At 65.1% G+C, this 19,002-nt stretch carries 19 protein-coding genes; 2 read left to right on the top strand and 17 right to left on the bottom strand.

The genetic code is table 11. From position 1 onward, the window contains the following. Positions 1 to 3: 3 nt before the first annotated feature. Genes aspS through ACXJKC_RS00200 form a run of 3 tightly spaced genes read right to left on the bottom strand, consistent with a single transcriptional unit; the run spans position 4 to position 3,775 of the window. Entirely contained in the window at positions 4 to 1,782 is a 1,779-nt protein-coding gene (aspS, locus tag ACXJKC_RS00210) for an aspartate--tRNA ligase (protein WP_456694644.1), read from the bottom strand. Then, positions 1,779 to 3,080, bottom strand: coding sequence for a histidine--tRNA ligase (gene hisS / locus ACXJKC_RS00205; RefSeq protein ID WP_456694643.1), 1,302 nt, complete (start codon positions 3,078 to 3,080; stop codon positions 1,779 to 1,781). The genes aspS and hisS overlap by 4 nt, the downstream gene beginning before the upstream one ends. Further along, positions 3,080 to 3,775 (bottom strand): MBL fold metallo-hydrolase, encoded by a 696-nt coding sequence (locus ACXJKC_RS00200; protein ID WP_456694642.1) that lies wholly within the window; start codon positions 3,773 to 3,775, stop codon positions 3,080 to 3,082. Before ACXJKC_RS00200 ends, hisS begins: the two co-directional genes overlap by 1 nt. Positions 3,776 to 3,897: 122 nt before the next feature. Between ACXJKC_RS00200 and ACXJKC_RS00195 the strand changes: the two genes are divergently transcribed. Beyond that, positions 3,898 to 5,133 (top strand): DUF349 domain-containing protein, encoded by a 1,236-nt coding sequence (locus ACXJKC_RS00195; RefSeq protein WP_456694641.1) that lies wholly within the window; start codon positions 3,898 to 3,900, stop codon positions 5,131 to 5,133. A gap of 140 nt (positions 5,134 to 5,273) precedes the next feature. After that, the gene (locus ACXJKC_RS00190) at positions 5,274 to 6,233 is read left to right on the top strand and encodes a type IV toxin-antitoxin system AbiEi family antitoxin domain-containing protein (RefSeq protein WP_456694640.1); all 960 of its coding nucleotides are present in this window, start codon (positions 5,274 to 5,276) and stop codon (positions 6,231 to 6,233) included. Positions 6,234 to 6,263: 30 nt separating this feature from the next. Here the strand turns inward: ACXJKC_RS00190 and ACXJKC_RS00185 are convergent, their stop codons facing one another. From ACXJKC_RS00185 to ACXJKC_RS00120, 14 genes are all read right to left on the bottom strand, one after another. Further along, positions 6,264 to 8,555: a RelA/SpoT family protein gene (locus tag ACXJKC_RS00185; RefSeq protein ID WP_456694939.1), complete on the bottom strand. Its 2,292-nt coding sequence runs from the start codon at positions 8,553 to 8,555 to the stop codon at positions 6,264 to 6,266. Positions 8,556 to 8,759: 204 nt separating this feature from the next. Continuing rightward, the gene (locus tag ACXJKC_RS00180) at positions 8,760 to 9,290 is read right to left on the bottom strand and encodes an adenine phosphoribosyltransferase (RefSeq protein WP_456694639.1); all 531 of its coding nucleotides are present in this window, start codon (positions 9,288 to 9,290) and stop codon (positions 8,760 to 8,762) included. 27 nt (positions 9,291 to 9,317) lie between these two features. Next, entirely contained in the window at positions 9,318 to 9,764 is a 447-nt protein-coding gene (locus ACXJKC_RS00175) for a hypothetical protein (protein ID WP_456694638.1), read from the bottom strand. A gap of 59 nt (positions 9,765 to 9,823) precedes the next feature. After that, entirely contained in the window at positions 9,824 to 10,921 is a 1,098-nt protein-coding gene (gene secF / locus ACXJKC_RS00170) for a protein translocase subunit SecF (protein ID WP_456694637.1), read from the bottom strand. Then, positions 10,918 to 12,558: a protein translocase subunit SecD gene (secD, locus tag ACXJKC_RS00165; RefSeq protein WP_456694636.1), complete on the bottom strand. Its 1,641-nt coding sequence runs from the start codon at positions 12,556 to 12,558 to the stop codon at positions 10,918 to 10,920. The genes secF and secD overlap by 4 nt, the downstream gene beginning before the upstream one ends. Beyond that, positions 12,558 to 12,857, bottom strand: coding sequence for a preprotein translocase subunit YajC (gene yajC, locus ACXJKC_RS00160; protein ID WP_456694635.1), 300 nt, complete (start codon positions 12,855 to 12,857; stop codon positions 12,558 to 12,560). Before yajC ends, secD begins: the two co-directional genes overlap by 1 nt. Positions 12,858 to 12,972: 115 nt before the next feature. Next, positions 12,973 to 14,022 (bottom strand): Holliday junction branch migration DNA helicase RuvB, encoded by a 1,050-nt coding sequence (ruvB, locus tag ACXJKC_RS00155; protein WP_456694938.1) that lies wholly within the window; start codon positions 14,020 to 14,022, stop codon positions 12,973 to 12,975. Between the two features lie 17 nt (positions 14,023 to 14,039). Continuing rightward, the gene (gene ruvA, locus ACXJKC_RS00150; RefSeq protein WP_456694634.1) at positions 14,040 to 14,630 is read right to left on the bottom strand and encodes a Holliday junction branch migration protein RuvA; all 591 of its coding nucleotides are present in this window, start codon (positions 14,628 to 14,630) and stop codon (positions 14,040 to 14,042) included. Further along, positions 14,627 to 15,142, bottom strand: a complete 516-nt coding sequence (gene ruvC, locus ACXJKC_RS00145) for a crossover junction endodeoxyribonuclease RuvC (protein WP_456694937.1) — start codon at positions 15,140 to 15,142, stop codon at positions 14,627 to 14,629. The genes ruvA and ruvC overlap by 4 nt, the downstream gene beginning before the upstream one ends. An 86-nt stretch (positions 15,143 to 15,228) precedes the next feature. Then, a complete protein-coding gene (locus ACXJKC_RS00140) occupies positions 15,229 to 15,990 on the bottom strand; it encodes a YebC/PmpR family DNA-binding transcriptional regulator (RefSeq protein WP_456694633.1) in 762 nt (253 codons plus the stop codon). Positions 15,991 to 16,021: 31 nt separating this feature from the next. Next, positions 16,022 to 16,621, bottom strand: a complete 600-nt coding sequence (gene pdxT, locus ACXJKC_RS00135) for a pyridoxal 5'-phosphate synthase glutaminase subunit PdxT (protein WP_456694632.1) — start codon at positions 16,619 to 16,621, stop codon at positions 16,022 to 16,024. A gap of 245 nt (positions 16,622 to 16,866) precedes the next feature. Then, complete coding sequence (locus ACXJKC_RS00130) at positions 16,867 to 17,817, bottom strand: signal peptidase I (protein WP_456694631.1); 951 nt, start codon at positions 17,815 to 17,817, stop codon at positions 16,867 to 16,869. Next, the gene (locus tag ACXJKC_RS00125; RefSeq protein WP_456694630.1) at positions 17,814 to 18,449 is read right to left on the bottom strand and encodes a SipW-dependent-type signal peptide-containing protein; all 636 of its coding nucleotides are present in this window, start codon (positions 18,447 to 18,449) and stop codon (positions 17,814 to 17,816) included. Before ACXJKC_RS00125 ends, ACXJKC_RS00130 begins: the two co-directional genes overlap by 4 nt. Further along, entirely contained in the window at positions 18,442 to 18,990 is a 549-nt protein-coding gene (locus tag ACXJKC_RS00120) for a signal peptidase I (protein ID WP_456694629.1), read from the bottom strand. Before ACXJKC_RS00120 ends, ACXJKC_RS00125 begins: the two co-directional genes overlap by 8 nt. Between the last annotated feature and the right edge of the window lie 12 nt (positions 18,991 to 19,002).

Genomic DNA, 19,002 nt, shown 5'->3' with positions numbered 1-19,002 from the left:
AGCCTAGGCGTCAGGTGTGACGTCTGCCTTCTTCGGCTCCGGCTTCCAGTCGACTCCGGCATCACGGCGCTGCTCCGGCGTGATCGGCGCGGGGGCGGCCGTCAACGGATCGAAACCGCCGCCGGACTTCGGGAACGCGATGACGTCGCGGATCGAGTCGGCACCGGCCAGCATCGCGCAGATGCGGTCCATGCCGACCGCAATGCCGCCGTGCGGCGGTGCGCCGAACGTGAATGCGTCGAGCAGGAAGCCGAACTTCTCCTGCGCCTCGTCCTCTTCGATGCCCATGATCTCGAAGACACGCTTCTGCAGGTCCTCGCGGTGGATACGGATCGACCCGCCACCGAGCTCACTGCCGTTGCAGACGATGTCGTATGCCCAGGCGAGCGCCGAACCCGGATCGGCGTCGAAGTTGTCGACGTCCTGCGGGGACGTGAACGCGTGGTGCACGGCCGTCCAGGCACCCTTGCCGACCGCGACGTCACCGGAGGCAACCGCATCGCCCGCGGGCTCGAACAGCGGCGCATCGACAACCCAGACGAACTCCCAGGCATCCTGGTCGATCAGTCCGCAGCGCTCGCCGATCTCCAGACGTGCCGCTCCCAGCAGCCCGCGGGTCGACTTCGTCGCACCGGCGCCGAAGAAGATGCAGTCTCCGGGCTTGGCTCCGACGTGATCGGCCAACCCCTCACGTTCGGCATCAGACAAGTTCTTGGCGACGGGGCCACCGAGCGTTCCGTCTTCGGCGATCGTGACGTACGCCAGACCGCGCGCACCCCGCTGTTTGGCCCATTCCTGCCACGCGTCGAACTGCCGGCGGGGCTGCGACGCACCGCCGGGCATCACGACGGCGCCCACGTACTCGGCCTGGAAGACCCGGAACGACGTGTCCTTGAAGAACTCCGTGCACTCGACGAGCTCCTGGCCCATCCGCAGGTCGGGCTTGTCGGAGCCGAACCGGCGCATCGCATCGGCGTAGGTCATGTGCGGGATCGGAAGCGAGATCTCATGACCAACCAAACGCCACATGGCTTGGATGATCTTTTCCATGAGCTCGATGATGTCGGCCTGCTCGACGAAGCTCATCTCGATGTCGAGCTGGGTGAACTCGGGCTGACGGTCGGCGCGGAAGTCCTCGTCGCGGTAGCAGCGCGCGATCTGGTAGTACCGCTCCATGCCGCCGACCATCAGCAGCTGCTTGAACAGCTGCGGGCTCTGCGGCAGGGCGTACCAGCTGCCGGGCTTCAGACGTGCGGGCACGACGAAGTCGCGGGCACCTTCGGGCGTCGAACGCGTGAGGGTCGGCGTCTCGATCTCAACGAAGTCACGCTCGCCCAGCACTTCGCGGGCCGCGGCGTTGACCTTGCTGCGCAGTCTGATCGCGGCGGCCGGACCGCTGCGGCGCAGGTCGAGATAGCGGTACTTCAGGCGCGCTTCCTCACCGACGTCGACGTGATCGTCGATCGGGAACGGCAACGGCGCCGCGGCGCTGAGGATCTCGACATCATCGGCGATGACCTCGATCTCGCCGGTCGGGATGCCGGCGTTCTCGTTGCCCGCCGGACGCTGCTGGACCGTCCCGACGATCTTCAGGCAGTACTCGGCGCGCAGCTGGTGGGCCACCTCTTCGCGGACGACTACCTGGACGACGCCGGAAGCTTCGCGCAGGTCGATGAACGCGACACCGCCGTGATCTCGCCGGCGCGCGACCCATCCGGCGAGTGTGACCTGCTGGCCGATGTGTTCGGTGCGCAGGCTTCCGGCGTCATGGGTGCGGATCACGAGAGTTGCTCCTTGGGAGAAATGGACGGTATGAGGTCTTCGGTGGGCGGCGTCCAGTCGTCGGGGTCGACATCGACCTGTTCGCCGCTGCGGATGTCCTTGACGGACAACGGCGGGAACCAGACGTAGGGGATGCCGCGTTTCTCGGCGTGCTGGATCTGCTTGCCGAACTTGTCGGCCTTGGGGGCCACTTCGGTCGGGATGCCTCGGGCGCGCAGCTTCTGGGCGATCGCATTGCTCTCCGGGCGCGACTCCTCGGCGTCGACCGCAACCAGCACGACCGACGGCACTGACCGCGTGGCCGACAGAGCCAGCGGGACGAGGAGGCGCGAGACGCCGAGCGAGATGCCGACACCCGGGTAGGACGTCTTGCGGTCCTGGGCGAGCTTGTCGTACCGGCCGCCTGAGCAGATCGAGCCGAGGTGCTCCCAGCCGGCCAGACGCGTCTCGAACACCGTGCCGGTGTAGTAGTCGAGCCCGCGGGCAATGCGCAGGTCGGCGGTCACGACGACCCCCTCGACCCCGGAGGCGCCGGCAACGACCTGGGCCAGCTCGTCGAGGCCCTCGGTCAGCATCTCGTGCTCGACGCCGAGTGCCTGCACCTGTTCGACGAAGGACGTGTCGGTCGTGACGATCTGGGCGAGCGCCAGGATCTTGTCGGCCTGGGCGTCGACGAGCCCCTGCTCGAGCAGCAGCGCGTGGATCTTCTCGGCCGGCAGCTTGTCGAGTTTGTCGACGACCTGCATCACCGCGGCGGGCTCTGCGACGCCGAGGCCCAGGTAGAACCCTTCGAGCACTTTGCGGTTGCTGATCTGCAGCGTCGGCGTCGGGATCGGCAGACCGGCCAGGGCCTCCGCCATGACGCGAGCGATCTCGACGTCGAAGTGGAATGGCAGGACGTCTCGGGCGACGACGTCGATATCGGCCTGCGTGAACTCGCGGAAGCGGCCCTGCTGGGGGCGTTCGCCGCGCCACACCTTCTGGATCTGCCAGCGACGGAACGGGAACTCGAGCTTGCCGGCGTTCTCCAGCACGTAGCGGGCGAACGGGACGGTCAGGTCGTAGTGCAGTGCGAGCTCGGCGGCATCGCCCTCGGCCGCAGCCAAGCGCTTGACGGCGTAGACCTCTTTGTCGATCTCGCCCTTGCGCAGCAGGACGTCGAGCGGCTCGACGGCACGCGTCTCGATGTTCGCGAAGCCGTGGAGCTCGAAGGTTCGACGAAGGTGGTCGAGCACCTGCTGCTCCACGATGCGTTCGCGCGGCAGGAACTCGGGAAATCCGGAGAGCTTCTTGGACATCAGGACGCCACCTCGGCCAGGAAGGGATTGGTCGCACGTTCGCGGCCGATGGACGTCTGATCGCCGTGCCCCGGCAGGACGACGATGTCGTCGTCGAGCGGAAGGACGCGTGTGCGGAGACTGTCCTGCATCTGCGGGTGCGAGCCGCCCGTCAGATCGGTACGTCCGATGGAGCCGGCGAACAGGAAGTCGCCGGAGAACATGATCTGAGAGACGGGTTCGGGACCGTCGTAGTCGACGCGGTACACGACAGTGCCGGGAGTGTGTCCCGGAACGTGGTCGACCGTGAACGTCAGCCCGTCGACCTCGATCGTGGTGCCGTCGGTGGCGTCCCGGACGTCAGCGGGCTCGGAGAATTCCGGCATGTCGTCGATCCCCAGCTGGGAGCGCAACATCGAGGCCGATTCGCCGGAGATCGCGGCCATCGGATCGGTCAGCAGATGACGGTCGCCCGGGTGGATCCATACCGGGCAGTCGAACTCCGCAGCGACATCCTGGGCATTCCACATGTGATCGAAGTGGCCGTGGGTGATCAGCACTGCGACGGGATTGAGGTTGTGCTCGGCGATGACCTGCCGGATACCTTCGATCGAGTCCATTCCGGGGTCGACGATCGCACAGCCCGAGCCAGGACCACGGGCGACGAAATAGCAGTTCGCCTGCAACGGGCCGGCTGGAAATGACGTGAGAAGCACGCAGCAAAGCGTACGCGAACGCCGTCGCGCGGTTGAGTCGGTAGGCGACGGAATAGCGCCCGTGAACAATTCATGGGTGCCGTGGCGTCGCGCCGGTCCGGTATCCACCTAGACTGTGCGCCATGAGTTCTGCGCCCACGAACCCCTGGGGTCGTGTAGACGACGACGGCAACGTCTACGTAAAGACCGCTGATGGTGAACGACTGATCGGCCAGTGGCCCGGCGGTGACCCCGCTGAGGCGATGTCGCTGTACGTGCGACGCTACGAAGGTCTCGAGGTGGAGGTCGATCTGCTCGAGAAGCGTCTGGAGAGCGGCACGGTCTCCCCCGACGATGCTGCCAAGGCGGTGACGAAGGTACGGGCGCTGCTGGTCGACGCACAGGCGATGGGTGATCTCGATTCGCTGGCCAAGCGACTCGATGCCATGCAGCCGACGATCGACAAGCATCGCGAAGAGCGCAAGGTCGAGCGTGCCGCCAAGGTCGCCGAGGCCCAGGTGGAGAAGACCCGCATCGCCGAAGAGGCCGAGAAGATCGCCGCCGGCACCGACTGGAAGGCCGGAGCCGACAAGCTTCGGGCGCTCTTGGACGAGTGGAAGGCGCTCCCCCGGCTCAGCAAGTCGGCCGACGACGAGCTGTGGCACCGCTTCAGCTCCGCTCGCACGACACACACGCGTCGTCGCAAGGCTCACTTCGGAGAGCAGTCGACGCTCCGCGATGCTGCCAAGACGATCAAGGAAAAGCTGATCGTCGAGGCCGAGGCACTGTCGACGTCCACCGACTGGGGTCCGACAGCGGGCAAGTACCGCGATCTGATGGCCGAGTGGAAGCGTGCCGGTTCGGCACCCCGCAATGTCGAGGACAAGTTGTGGAAGAAGTTCCGCGCCGCCCAGGACGCCTTCTTCCAGGCTCGCGATGAGGCCAACACGCTGCTCGACGCCGAGTACGAGGTCAACGCCGAGAAGAAGCTCGAGATCCTCGCCGACGCCGAGAAGTTGCTGCCGATCAAGAATGTCGACGCGGCCCGCAAGGCATGGCTCGACATCGCCGACCGCTGGGAGGCCGCAGGCAAGGTGCCGCGCGCCAAGATCGGCGAGTTCGAGGCCCGGATCCGCAAGATCGAACAAGCCATCAAGGATGCGACCGAGTCGGCCTGGAAGAAGACCGATCCGGAGAAGTCGGCCCGTGCCGACGACATGATCGGCAAGCTCCAGCGCGCGATCGACGAAGTCGCCGAGAAGATCAAGGCCGCCGAGGCCAAGGGCGACACCAAGAAGGCAGCGGATCTGAAGAAGGACCTTGAGTCAAAGGAAGCCTTCCTGGAAATGGCCAAAAAGGCCCAAGCCGACTTCTCCTAACCCCACCCCCACCCCCATCCCCGCTGACGAGGTGGTTACTGCCCCCTGAGGAGGTAGTTGCCGCCCGTCGGTGAGGTAGTTGCCGCCCTCCTGTGGACGACGACCTGGACTGGATCGGGCATGTGCCATGACATGAGCACATGCCCGAACTCATCAACGATGGTCACCCGTTCACCACAGCACAAGCCTCATCTCTCGGCTTGACACCCAAGATGCTGCGGCTCCGCCTCGCGCAGGGACTCGTGCGCCGAGTCTTCCGCAACGTCTACGTCGACGCCTGCGTGCCTGACTCCAGGGCAAGCCGCATACGCGCCTTGGCAGTGGCGACGCCAGCCAATGCGATCGTGTCGGACGAGACCGCCGCCTGGGTGCACGGCCTCGACGTCTTCGCGCCCGGTCGACGCCACGATCTCACACCGTCGATGCTCGTACGTCACGGCAAGGGACGAGTCGAGCACACCGGCAGCAACGGACGGCAAGCCATCATCGCGTCCGGCGACGTCGAGCTCGTGGACGGGCTGTTCGTCACGACCCCCTTGCGCACCACCTCCGACCTCCTACGTCGGATGTACCGCCCCTATGCCCTGGCAGCAGCTGATGCCTTCGCGCACGCGGGGCTGGTCGACCCGTTCGAGCTGATCGACTACGTCGACCAGCTCAAGGGGTTCCGCGGGATCGTGCAGGCGCGCAGCCTGGCGGCGATCGTCGAGCCGAAGACCCAGTCGCCCGGCGAGTCGTGGCAACGCTTGCGCATCATCGATGCTGGGCTGCCCCCGCCAGAACCCCAACACGAAGTCATCGATGACTTCGGTCGGTCGTACTTTATCGACCTGCCCTACCCTGATGTGCTGATCGGCACGGAGTACGACGGGCGCGAGTTCCACACCGACGACGAGCACCGACGGCACGACCAGGAGCGCCGGGACTACCTCACCGAGGTCTACGGCTGGCGCTGGATCATCGGGACCAGGGATCGAATCTTCGGGGACGACACGTCGTTCGAGCACGAGCTGGGTCGCGCGCTGGGGATCACTCCCCTGAGCAGATGGTGGGGAACGGGGCGCTCAGGACCTCCTCAAGGGGCAACAAGTGCCTCCTGAGGGGGCCGTAACTACCTCGTCAGGGTGGGCTTACTGGGTGAGGCGGTAGACGTCGAAGACGCCTTCGACGGTGCGTACGGCGCTCAGCACGTGGCCCAGGTGTTTGGGGTCGGCCATTTCGAAGGTGAACTTCGACTTCGCCACGCGATCGCGTCCGGTCGACAGTGATGCCGACAAGATGTTGACGTGCTGATCGGAGATCACCCGGGTGATGTCGCTCAGCAGCCGAGGACGATCGAGTCCCTCGACCTGGATCGCGACCAGGAACGTGCTCTTGCCGGTCGGCGCCCATTTGACCGCAACGAGCCGCTCGGACTGGCTGCGCAACGCCAGGAGATTCGCGCAATCGGTGCGGTGCACCGAGACGCCGGCTCCACGCGTGACGAATCCTTCGACCCGGTCGCCGGGCACCGGGGTGCAGCAGCGGGCGAGTTTGATCAGGACATCGCCGTCGAGGCCTTCGACAATGATGCCGGCGTCGCGGTTCTCAGTACGACGCCGCGGCGCGCCGATGCTCGGGAGCGACGTCGCCTCGGCGAGATCTTCCTGAGCGCCTTCGCGTCCGCCGGCCAGGTCGATGACCCGGTCGACGACGTTCTGCGGGCTGGCGTTGTGCTCGCCGACCGCGGCGTAGAGCGCGGAGACGTCAGCGAGATGCAGTTCCTGGGCGACCGCGGCCAACGTCTCATGCTTGAACAGCCGATGCAGCGGCAGCCCCTCCTTGCGCATCTGCTTGGCGATCAGGTCCTTGCCACGTTCGATGGCTTCTTCACGGCGTTCCTTCGTGAACCACTGCCGTATCTTGTTGCGCGCTCGGGGGCTGACGACGAATTCGAGCCAGTCGCGGCTGGGGCCGGCGTCGGGCGATTTGGAGGTGAACACCTCGACCACATCGCCGCTCTCCAGCGTCGACTCCAGCGATACCAGCCGGCCGTTGACGCGGGCGCCGATACAGGCATGCCCCACCTCAGTGTGCACGGCATAGGCGAAATCAACAGGGGTCGCATCGGCTGGGAGCTGGATCAGGTCACCGCGCGGGGTGTAGGCGTAGACTCCCGCGTTGTTCATCTCGAACCGCAATGTGTCGAGGAAATCGGCTGAATCGGCCGTCTCGGACTGCCAATCGAGCAGCTCGCGCAGCCAGCTCATGTCGTTGCCGTCGGGTCCCTTGATGCCCTTGCCGGCGGCGCCGTCCTCCTTGTACTTCCAGTGCGCCGCGACACCGTATTCAGCGCGGCGGTGCATCGCGAAGGTACGGATCTGCAATTCGACGGGTTTGCCCTGAGGACCTATCACCGTCGTGTGCAGCGATTGGTACATATTGAACTTGGGGACCGAGATGTAATCCTTGAACCGCCCGGGAATCGGATTCCACCGGGCATGCAAGACGCCCAGGACGCCGTAGCAGTCGGCCACCGAGTCGACCAGGATGCGAACTCCGACCAGGTCGAAGATCTCGGAGAACTCACGCCCGCCGACCAGCATCTTCTGGTAGATCGAGAAGTAGTGCTTGGGCCGGCTCGACACCGTTGCCTTGAGCTTGACGTGACGCAGATCGGACTCGACGTCGCTGACGACGCGCTCGAGGAACTCCTCGCGTGACGGTGCCCGGTCGGCGACCAGGCGCACGATCTCGTCGTACACCTTGGGATGCAGGGTCGCGAATGCGAGATCCTCGAGCTCCCACTTGATCGTGTTCATACCGAGGCGGTGGGCCAGCGGTGCGAAGATCTCGATCGTCTCGCGGGCGATCCGCTCCTGCTTGTCTTGACGCAGGTAGCGCAGCGTCCGCATATTGTGCAGCCGGTCGGCCAGCTTGATGACCAGGACACGGATATCGCGGCTCATCGCGACAACCATCTTGCGGATCGTCTCGGACTGCGCCGAATCGCCGTATTTGACCTTGTCGAGCTTGGTCACCCCGTCGACGAGGTGTCTGACCTCTTCGCCGAAGTCGGCGGTCAGCTCATCGAGCGTGTACGGCGTGTCCTCGACCGTGTCATGCAGCAGCGCGGCACACAGGGTCGGCGTCGTCATGCCGAGCTCGGCCAGGATCGTCGTCACGGCCAATGGGTGCGTGATGTACGGATCGCCGCTCTTGCGCTTCTGCCCCGAGTGCATCTTCTCGGCGATCTCATAGGCCTTCTGGATCGCGGTGATGTCGCCCTTGGGATGCGTGGCCCGGTAGACCTTGATCAGCGGGTCGAGCACGGTGTCGGGCGAGCCCGTACGCCCGCCGCTGATACGCGCCAGCCGATTGCGCACGCGGGCAGAAGCCGGTGCCGAATCGGTGTTCTTCGACTCGACCGGACGCGCTTCGATACGGTCAACCACGCTGGCTCCTCATTGTGTCCTCCATGGTATGCCAGAGGTTCCAGCACTCACTTCGGCACAGTGTCAGAGCAGCTCACCGATCAGGGTCGCGGCGGCACCGGCCACCAACAGCACGACAAGGACGAGCGCAACGATACGTACCTGGTGTGGATTCATGATTCTCGCTTCTCGGCAGGGTTGTGACGGTGAGGATCAGTAGGTGCGGACGGCCGCGCAGCCGACCGGCGCGAGGCGCTCGGCCCCGGCGAGGTCGGCGAGCTCGATCAGCACCAGGTTGCCGGCCACGACTCCCCCGGCCTGCTGGACCAGTTCGGCTGCCGCCAACATCGTCCCGCCCGTGGCCAGGACGTCGTCGACGACCAGAACCCGTGCACCGGGTGCCAAAGCGCCTACGTGCATCTCGAGCGTTGCCGAACCGTACTCCAGGTCGTACGAGGTCGAGTGCGTTTCGGCGGGGAGCTTGCCTGCCTTGCGCACCGCGATGAATCCCACGCCGAGTCGAAGTGCGATGGCCGGACCGAGGATGAAGCCACGGGCCTCGATGCCGAGCACGGCGTCGACCGGGCCGACCTGACCGGCCAGCTCGACGAGCTGGTCGATTGTCGAGGCCAAGCCGGCGGCGTCCGCGAGCAATGGGGTGATGTCACGGAATGTGACACCTGGTTCGGGCCAGTCGGCGATGGGCCGCACCAGATCATCGATCACGGTGTCCAGCTGGGTCATGCGGATCCTCTCGAACGTGAAGAACGGCTAGGAGCCGGAGATATCGACCTTGCATGCCGTCTTGGCATGTTCCTCGATCGCCGTACGAGCCTTGGTGACATCGGCGGACGTCAGTTTCTGGATGACGTCGAGCGGGATCTTGCCGCTGGTCAGTGCCTTCTGCGCGGCGGCGGAGTCGGTGAAGTCGACCTTGGCCTTCTTGAAGGCGGCTTCCAGCTCGACGAACGCACCGTCGAGCACCTTCCATTGCGCCGAGACCTTGTCTGGGGCGGATGCGGCCAGGCTGTGGAACGTCTTCAGACTGTCCTTGATCGACACATTGCTGGCCGGGGCCCCGATCGTGGTCTGCGCGCTCTTCAGCTCTTTGCAGTAGTCGGCGGAGGATTCCGAGGCCGGCTTGTCATCACTGCCGCCGCAAGCAGCCAGAGACAGTCCGACCATGACGATTCCGGCGGCCAATCCTGTGTGCTTCATCGAATCTCCTCAGTAGACGTCACGACCCTATCGGGAGGTGCCGAACGACGAACCGTCCGCTACCGACCCTTACCCCTTTGCGACCGCGGCTTGCGCGATGGCTGTGCGCGCTTGGCCGATCCCGAGGATGTGACCGGACGCGCCGGCGTGCTCGAGCCGACTGCGACCGGCGTCTCGGCGTCCTTCGCCCGACGGGCCAGAACCCGCGCGGTGTGGGCCTTGATCGCCGGTTCACGGTCCTTGAGCTGGGTCAGCAACGGGGTCGCCAAGAAGATCGACGAGTACGCGCCGGCCAGCATGCCGACGAACAGCGCGAGCGCCAAGTCCTTGAGCGGACCGGTACCCAGGATGAACACACCTGCGAACAGCAGCGCCGCGACCGGCAGCAAAGCCGTGACGGTGGTGTTGATCGACCGCACCAAGGTCTGGTTGAGCGCCAGGTTGGCCTGCTCAGCATAAGTTCTCGTGGACGACTTCAAGATGCCCTTGGTGTTCTCTCGCACTTTGTCGAACACCACCACGGTGTCGTACAGCGAATAGCCCAGGATCGTCAGAAGGCCCGTCACCGTGGCCGGTGTGACCTCGAAGCCCGAGAGGGCGTACACACCCGCCGTGATGATGAGATCGTGCGCGAGCGCGACGATTCCGGAGACAGACATCCGCCACTCACGGAAGTACGCCCAGATGAACAGCACGATGAGGATCACGAAGACGATCAGGCCGGTCAGTGCTTTGGTGGCGACCTGCTTGCCGTACGTCGGGCCGATCAGATTCTGACTGACCTCCGTCGCCCCCGCAGACTTGAGCGACTCAGTCACCTGCGTCGCCTCATCCTGCGTCAGGGCTCGCGTCTGGATTCGGATGGTGTCTTTGCCAGAGGTCTGGACGGTGGGATCCCCGGCTTCGGGGACGTCAGCATCCTCAACTGCCTGGACCATGGCGTCGGACGATTCGGAATTGGCGACCTGGACCTTCGCGGTGAACTCGACGCCTCCCTTGAACTCGACACCCAGATTGAAACCACGCACCACGAGCGCGAGGCCCGCCACGATCATGATTCCGGCCGAGATCGCGTAGAAGAGCTTGCGCCGACCCACGAAGTTGAACGAGACACGTCCCTCGTAGAGGTTGTGCCCGAACTCACTGATGCGGCTCATACGCTGGCCTTCCCCTCGGTGCGGACGTCCTTGGAAGCACCGATCTGCGACACCTTGCGGCCCGAGATGCCGAGGTGGGCCGCGTCCAGGCCCGAAAGCTTGTGTCCCTGACCGAAGAACTTGGTTCTGGCCAGGATCGAGACGAGCGGTTTGGTGAAGAAGAACACAACGAAGACGTCGATCAACGTGGTCAGACCCAGTGCGAACGCGAATCCGCGGACGACGCCGATCGCGAAGAAGTACAGCGTCAACGCGGCGATGATCGAGACGGCGTCGGCGGCAAGGATCGTCCCTCGCGCCCTGGCCCAGCCGGCCTCGACGGCGAGGCGAAGTGACTTGCCATCGCGCACTTCGTCGCGGATACGTTCGAAGAACACGATGAACGAGTCGGCGGTGATGCCGATCGCGACGATCAATCCCGCGATACCAGGCAGGGTGAGGGTGAATCCGACTCCCTTGCCGAGCAACAGCACCATGACGTAGGTCAACGCCGCTGCGACCAGCAACGAACCGATGATGACGAGTCCCAGGCCGCGGTAGTACAGCAGGCAGTAGACGATCACCAGTATCAGGCCGATGACCCCTGCGATCAGCCCCGCGTCGAGCTGGGAGCCGGCCAGCGACGGGCCGATCTCCTCGCTGCCGTTGATGCCGAAGGTCAGGGGCAATGCGCCGAATTTGAGCTGATTGGCCAGCGCCTTGGATGTGGATGCGGTGAAGTCGCCGGTGATCGACGACTCGCCGTTCGTGATGGGGGCCTGTGAGGCGGGGGCGGTGATGACATCGCCGTCGAGGACGATCGCGAACCGCTTGCTCGCCGGTGTCAGAGCCGTCGTCACGTCCTTGAACACGCCTTTGCTGTCGCCCTTGAGCGCGATCTGGACGGTCCACTCGGCACGCTGCGAGTCGTAGGCCGCATCGGCGCTCTTGATGTCGCCGCCGGGAATGACGGTGGGGCTGAGGATCTGCACCTCGCCGCGCTTGGTGTCGCAGGTGACAAGTGGTTGGGCGGCCACGTCGTTGACGTCGACGCCCTCAGGGTTGCAGACGAACGCTGCGGCCTGCGCCTGCAGCGCTTTGATACCCGGCTGGACGGACTCGGGCAGCGCCTCGAGCCCTTGGGTCTCGGCCTTGATCATCTGATCGAGCGTGAGCTTGCTCCAGTCGATGCCGTCGATGATCTTCTGTTGCGCCGCGGTATCGGTGGTCTTTGCCGCACTGGGCAGGTCACCGGTCCACAACAGGCGGAATCGCAGCTGCGCGGTCTTGCCGACCTCGTCGACGATGCCTGCCTTACGCTCGCCGGGGATCTCGATGATGACCTGGTCGGAGCCCTGCGTCGTGACCTCGGCCTCGGTGACACCCGAGGCATTCACGCGCTGGTCAATGATGCTGCGCGCCTGGTCGAGCTTGTCCTGAGTCACTTTGCCGTCGGTGGCCTTGGCCTGCAACGAGATACGGGTGCCGCCCTCGAGATCGAGGCCGAGCTTGGGATGCCAGGCGCTGTTCTCGCCCTTGTCATTGGTCAGGTCGATCAGTGCCACAAGGCCGTACAACGCGATGATCGCCGCGAGGAACAGCGTCAACGTCCGCTTGGGGCGAGGCGTCGTCGAGCTGCGCGGTTTTGCCTTGGCCATCACTCTTCGGTGCTTTCTTCGGCTTCGGACTCGATCTCGGCCGGAAGGATCCGTGAGACCGCATGACGGTTGACCGTGATGACGGTCTCGGGCGCTATCAGCAGTTCGACCGTTTCGTCGCCGACTGTGACCGTCTCGCCGAAGATCCCGCTGGCCAGCATGACCTGCTGTCCGACCTCCAGCTGACGTTGCAGCCCCTGGAACTCACGTTGGCGTGACCGCGCGGGCCGGACCACCAGAAACCAGAAAGCAAGGATGAGTACGACGATCGGCAAGACGGTCGAGGCCCAGTCATTCACAGTGAAACTCCGATGCTTTCGTGGTGACCCGATGTCACCTCAGGCTTGGCCGGTGGGCCGCCGGATAGTTTAACCCGGCAACCGAATTGACGTGAGCCGGTTCACCATATGTCGCTCAGGCGATGTCGTCGGGCAGCGCGAGCTGATCGGATCCCGCCGGCGCCGTGAGTCCCAGATGACGCCAAGCCGCCGGAGTCGCGATGCGGCCGCGGGGCGTCCGGGCCAAGAATCCGAGCCTCACCAGGAACGGCTCAGCGAGTTCTTCGACCGTCTCGCGCTCCTCTGCGACGGCGACCGCGAGAGTCGAGACACCCACAGGCCCTCCGCCGAAGCTGCGGCACAGCGCATCGAGCACCGCCCGATCGAGCCGGTCGAGGCCCAGCTCGTCGACCTCGTACAACGCCAAGGCACTCATCGCCACTGAATGATCGACGACTCCCCCGGCGCGCACCTCGGCGAAGTCACGCACTCGACGCAACAGCCGGTTGGCGATACGCGGAGTGCCACGGGAGCGGGTAGCGATCTCCCGGCCAGCATCCTCGGACGCCTCGAGACCGAGCAGGCCAGCCGACCGCTTGACGATGCGGTGCAGTTCATCGGCATCGTAATAGTCGAGCTGCGCGGTGAATCCGAACCGATCCCGCAACGGGCTGGGCAGCAGACCGGCCCTCGTCGTGGCGCCCACGACCGTGAACGGCGGGATCTCCAAAGGAATCGCTGTCGCACCGGGCCCTTTGCCGACAATCACATCGACGCGGAAGTCCTCCATCGCCATGTAGAGCAACTCTTCGGCAGGCCGCGACATCCGGTGAATCTCATCGATGAACAGCACATCGCCCTCGTTGATGCCCGAGAGGATCGCGGCAAGATCGCCGGCGTGCTGGATCGCCGGGCCACTGGTGATGCGCAGCGCCCTCGACAATTGATTCGCAATGATCATCGCGATCGTGGTCTTGCCCAGTCCTGGCGGTCCGGACAGCAGGACGTGATCGGGAGTGCGTCCGCGAGCCACAGCGGCCTCGAGCACCAGGGAGAGCTGTTCGCGCACTCGTTCCTGCCCGACGAGCTCCTCGAGCGTCTTGGGGCGCAACGCCGCCTCGAATGCCCGATCTTCTGGGCCGGCTGCGGCGACCACGACGTCATCGTCATCGCCGCCGTCACCCATGAAGGTGTCGTCGTGCATCAGCGGCCCTTGGCCAGTGAACGCAAGGCATCGCGCAGGATCTGCGACACATCGGGCGTCGAGCCTGCGGGCAATTCAGACGCAGCGTGGTCGAGCGCCGCCTCGGCCTCGCGCGCCGACCAGCCGAGTCCGAGCAGGGCCTCATGCACTTGCGTACGCCAGGCTCCCCCAGCCGAGATCGTCTGGCTCGTGACACCGACTCGATCCTTCAGCTCCAACACGATGCGTTCGGCACCTTTGCGTCCGATGCCGGGCACAGTCGTCAGGGTCGCCAGATCACCTTGGCCGATGGCCTGTCGGAGACGGTCTGGATCGAGCACCGCGAGCATCGCCTGGGCGACCTTCGGTCCGATACCGCTGGCGGTCTGCACCAACTCGAACATATCGCGTTCGTCATTGGTCGCGAAGCCGAAGATCGTCAGGGAATCCTCTCGGACGACCATCGAGGTCGACAGTTGAACTTCGGTGCCGATCCGCAGTGTCGCAATGGTGCTGGGCGTGCACATGACCTGCATCCCGACCCCGCCTACGTCGATGACGGCCGAGGTGATGGTGACGCCGGCAACCGGGCCGCGGACATGAGCGATCATCGTGCTTGAGCCTTTGCTGCGGCGACGGCCGCTTCGAGTCGGTTGGTGGCTCCCCCGCGCCAGATATGGCAGATCGCCAACGCCAGGGCATCGGCGGCATCGGCGGGCTTGGGCGCCTGCGTCAGCCGCAACAGCCGGGTCACCATCTGGGTGACCTGTGCTTTGTCGGCACGACCGCTGCCCGTCACGGCGGCCTTGACCTCGCTGGGGGTGTGCAGGTGCACGGGGATCCCATGGCGGGCAGCGACGAGCAGCGCGACGCCGCTCGCCTGCGCAGTGCCCATCACGGTACTGACATCGCGCCGGCTGAATACCCGTTCGACCGCCACGGCATCGGGACGATGGGTCAGGATGCTGGCCTCGAGCTGCTGCTCCAGGCGATACAGACGTCGGGCGATGTCGAGATCGGCAGGTGTGCGGAAGACTCCCACATCGACCATCGTCAGGGGGCGCCCCACCGTTCCGTCGACGACACCCACACCGCACCGGGTCAGGCCCGGATCGATGCCCAGGACCCTCATCGGACCGTCACCGAGTTAGAACGCATGTTCGACAGCTTAGACCGCCCCACAGCTATGCCGCGGGCGACTCGCCGGACCTATTCGGCTGCTGCCATGACTTCGTCCGAGGCGTCGAAGTTGGCGAAGACGTTCTGCACGTCGTCGCAGTCCTCGAGCGCATCGATCAGGCGCATGATCTTGGAGAATGCCTCGGCATCGACCTCGACCGTCACGGTCGGCACGAAGTTGGCGTCGGCGGAGTCGTAGTCGAGACCCGCGTCCTGTAGTGCGGTCCGAACGGCCACCAGGTCGGTCGCCTCACACAGCACCTCGAAGGAACCGTCGAGATCGTTGACCTCTTCTGCCCCGGCGTCGAGCACGGCCATCAGGACGTCGTCCTCATTGGTCGGACCGCCCTCTTGCTCCTGCGGGACGATGATGACGCCCTTGCGGTGGAACATGTACGACACCGAACCCGGATCGGCCATGGTTCCGCCGTTACGGGTCATCGCGGTGCGTACTTCCATCGCCGCGCGGTTGCGGTTGTCTGACAGACATTCGACCAAGAGCGCGACTCCGCCCGGCGCGTAGCCTTCGTACATGATCGTGATGTAGTCGACCGCATCGTCGCCGACGCCGCCGCCGCGCTTGACCGCCCGGTCGATGTGATCCTTGGGGACCGAGGACTTCTTGGCCTTCTGGATCGCGTCATACAGCGTCGGATTGCCCTCGGGGTCGGCCCCGCCCATGCGCGCGGCGACCTCGATGTTCTTGACCAGTTTGGCGAACATCTTGCCGCGCTTGGCGTCGACGATGGCCTTCTTGTGCTTCGTGGTCGCCCACTTGGAATGGCCTGACATATATGACGCCCCTTAACCTGTAATCGACGAGTTATGACTGCCGAACGAAGTCGACGAAGTAGCTGTGGACACGCAGGTCGTTGCCGACCTCGGGATGGAACGACGTCGCCATCACATTGCCCTGACGGACCGCAACGATTCTACCGGCAGCCTCACCAGAATCGATCCTGGCAAGCACGTCGACCCCGTCGCCGACCTGCTCGACCCATGGTGCCCGGATGAAGACGGCGTGCACGGGATCACTGAAACCGTCGAAGGCGATATCTCCCTCGAACGAGTCGACCTGACGGCCGAACGCGTTGCGGCGCACCGTGACATCGAGCCCGCCGAGCGTCTCCTGCCCGACGATCCCGTCGACGATGCGGTCGGCCAGCATGATCATCCCGGCGCAGGTGCCGAACGTCGGCATGCCCGCACCGATCCGTTCGACCAGCGGCTCGAACAGTTCGAAGGTCCTGGCGAGTTTGTACATCGTGGTCGACTCTCCACCCGGGAGGACGAGTGCATCGCACTTCGCGAGTTCTTCGGGCCTCCGGACGGCCACGGCGTCAATACCCAGCACCGTGAGGGCACGGATGTGCTCACGAAAATCGCCCTGCAGTGCAAAGACGCCGATCGAGGGGGAAGTCACGGGCCAACACTACTGAACCCGACTGCAGACATGAGGAGGCGGCAGTGGCGTAAGAGACAAGTCTCCAGGGGATACGCCACCACCGCCAAGACCTGATCCAATAAAGCTCCCGATCAGGCCACAAAGAGCGTATGAACCACCCGCGAAGAACGCGGACGGAGTTCACAGCTCCCTCTTGTCGTCATACGTTGGAGGCACTCCCATACCTCGCGCACGTCGACACCTCGATCATACCCCTGTGCCGGTCAGGAACAGAGTCCCACCAGGAACAGCAAGTTGGTGTACGTCAGCGAATTGGACGGTGCCGACGTCCAGGTCACCGAGCCGAAGTTGGTCTGGGCCTCGACCCAAAAACGCCCGCCGGTGATCAAACCGCTCAGACTCTTGCTGAGTACGGCGGCCCCGACAGGTTCAGTCGTTGCACCGTTCGCCCCGGAGTGCAGGACATATCCTGTCGCGCCGGCTACCTCGGTCCAGGTGACCTGGACGCTTCCGACGCTGATCAGACCGCAGGCCGCGACCGGTGCAGGGATCGTCCGCGCGGTCAGGGAAGCGCCGGTGATCGGCGCTGCGTCACTCCACGGGATCGCCTGGGCCGGTCCCCCACACGCCAGGACCAACGCTGTCGCCGCAGTTGCGGATCGGCGCAGCAACGGAACACTGCGCGACGTCCGGGGCGCCCGACGCCGGCCTCCCGATTTCGGCCGGTCGTCATCGGCCGGCGGCCGTCGTCGGAACACCAGCCACAACATCATCGCGACGTACAGGCCTCCGACGAATATGCCGAACGGGCTGGCGACTGCATTGACGACGTACCCGGCCTTCGGGATGTGGAACAGCACCCGGTCCGCGCGAGCGATGACGTAGGGCTCGGCATCGGGCGCCTGGTTAGCGTCGCCCTTCATCGTCAGCTGTTGTCGATCGCCTTGTGGGGCGGAAGAAACGACGCGGTGGGTGACCCGCACGCCGGATCCCGTGACCACCGAGACGACGTCGCCGGGACGAAGCGCGGAGGCATCGACGGTGCGCGCGATCGCCAGATCCCCTGTTTCGATCGCCGGCGACATGGATCCCGAGCGGAACACCAAAGGCACGATGCCGAACGCCACCCCGGCCACCGTCAGCCCGAGACACAGGACCCCCACCAGCGCACCGACGGTCAGGAGGCCTTCCCGGACCGTGCGGGCGGCACTCACGAGACATCCGATGTGGCGTTGGCCGAGAACGTGGCAGTGGCAGTTTTGCCCTGCAAGGCATTCGGCGCGGTGTCGCTCAGCTTGATCTGGACGCAAAGGCTCTCCGTGCCACCGCCAACTCCGGCACCGCTGGCCGCCGCCAGAGGCGATGTCGGCCGTTTCGCCAACAGCACGGTCGTGGTGGTGCTGGTCAGTGGGGCTTCGGTGAATACGACGGTCCCTCCCGTGCACGTGCCGCCCGATTTGGTCCCGCCCAGGCGAATCGTCAGGAGCAGACCACCTGTTGTCGCGGTGCTGAAGTCGGTGGCGTTCGCTCCTCCCAGACCGCCCGTCATGACATATTTGAGCGGCGCGGTGCCGACATTCTTGACCACGAGCACCTCAGACGAGCTCGAACCCGGGACCATCGCCGGCATCGCGAGAGATGTCGAGGTGTACGCGTCCTGGTCGTTGACCTTGACGTTCAACGTCGCCGAGGAGAACGTTCCGGCGTCGATGACGACCTCGTCCGTCCAGAAGGCGAATGTGCCGACCGCACCGACTCCCAGGGCCACGCCGAGACTCAAGACCGCTCGGACCCGGACCGATGCCAGGACGCCCAGGACGGAGCGACGGGACTTGTGCTCAGACATGAACCCTCCGTTCCCGGGCAGCCGACGTGAACATGTACGCGGCGTAGAGCGCTAGGAGTGACGCGGTCGTCATCGTCACGATGCGGCGCTCCTTCCTACCGACGTACTCGTTCACGAAGCCGAGATACGGCAATGCGTACCAGAGCTCTCCACGGATCTGTACGGGCCGAACGGCAATGGCGTCCGGGACGTCGTTGGCGTCGCCTCGAGTCGTGAACAGCCGCTCGCCGGTCGCGGAGAATCCTTGACCGACCACGCGGTGTGTCACGACATCCGATCTGCCCGATTTCAGCTGGTACGTGATCACGTCGCCGGTTCTGATGTCGGAGACATCGACCGGTTTCATCACGACGAGGGTCCCAGGCGGGTAGTCCGGCCGCATCGAGCCCGTCAGGATCGAATACGGCGTCGCACCCGCGATCCGCGGCAGCGCTACGGCGCCGAGGAGCGCGAGGACGAGGCCGGTCAGCACCAACCACACGCCGCCACGCCACAGCCAGGCCAGCGGCCTGCCAGATCGGGCTTTGTGCATCCGGTTCATCGGAGACCCAGT

This window comes from Aeromicrobium sp. P5_D10, assembly GCF_054049535.1.
The sequence above is the reverse complement of the archived record's forward strand: the minus strand, read 5'-3'. Positions and strand labels throughout refer to the sequence as shown.

Excerpts from the sequence above, each read along its gene's own strand:
- hisS (WP_456694643.1), bottom strand. The coding sequence starts at position 3,080 with ATGTCCAAGAAGCTCTCCGGATTTCCCGAGTTCCTGCCGCGCGAACGC.
- ACXJKC_RS00195 (WP_456694641.1), top strand. The coding sequence starts at position 3,898 with ATGAGTTCTGCGCCCACGAACCCCTGGGGTCGTGTAGACGACGACGGC.
- ACXJKC_RS00190 (WP_456694640.1), top strand. The coding sequence starts at position 5,274 with ATGCCCGAACTCATCAACGATGGTCACCCGTTCACCACAGCACAAGCC.
- ACXJKC_RS00180 (WP_456694639.1), bottom strand. The coding sequence starts at position 9,290 with ATGACCCAGCTGGACACCGTGATCGATGATCTGGTGCGGCCCATCGCC.
- ACXJKC_RS00175 (WP_456694638.1), bottom strand. The coding sequence starts at position 9,764 with ATGAAGCACACAGGATTGGCCGCCGGAATCGTCATGGTCGGACTGTCT.
- secF (WP_456694637.1), bottom strand. The coding sequence starts at position 10,921 with ATGAGCCGCATCAGTGAGTTCGGGCACAACCTCTACGAGGGACGTGTC.
- secD (WP_456694636.1), bottom strand. The coding sequence starts at position 12,558 with ATGGCCAAGGCAAAACCGCGCAGCTCGACGACGCCTCGCCCCAAGCGG.
- ruvB (WP_456694938.1), bottom strand. The coding sequence starts at position 14,022 with ATGGGTGACGGCGGCGATGACGATGACGTCGTGGTCGCCGCAGCCGGC.
- ruvA (WP_456694634.1), bottom strand. The coding sequence starts at position 14,630 with ATGATCGCTCATGTCCGCGGCCCGGTTGCCGGCGTCACCATCACCTCG.
- ACXJKC_RS00140 (WP_456694633.1), bottom strand. The coding sequence starts at position 15,990 with ATGTCAGGCCATTCCAAGTGGGCGACCACGAAGCACAAGAAGGCCATC.
- ACXJKC_RS00125 (WP_456694630.1), bottom strand. The coding sequence starts at position 18,449 with ATGTCTGAGCACAAGTCCCGTCGCTCCGTCCTGGGCGTCCTGGCATCG.
- ACXJKC_RS00120 (WP_456694629.1), bottom strand. The coding sequence starts at position 18,990 with ATGAACCGGATGCACAAAGCCCGATCTGGCAGGCCGCTGGCCTGGCTG.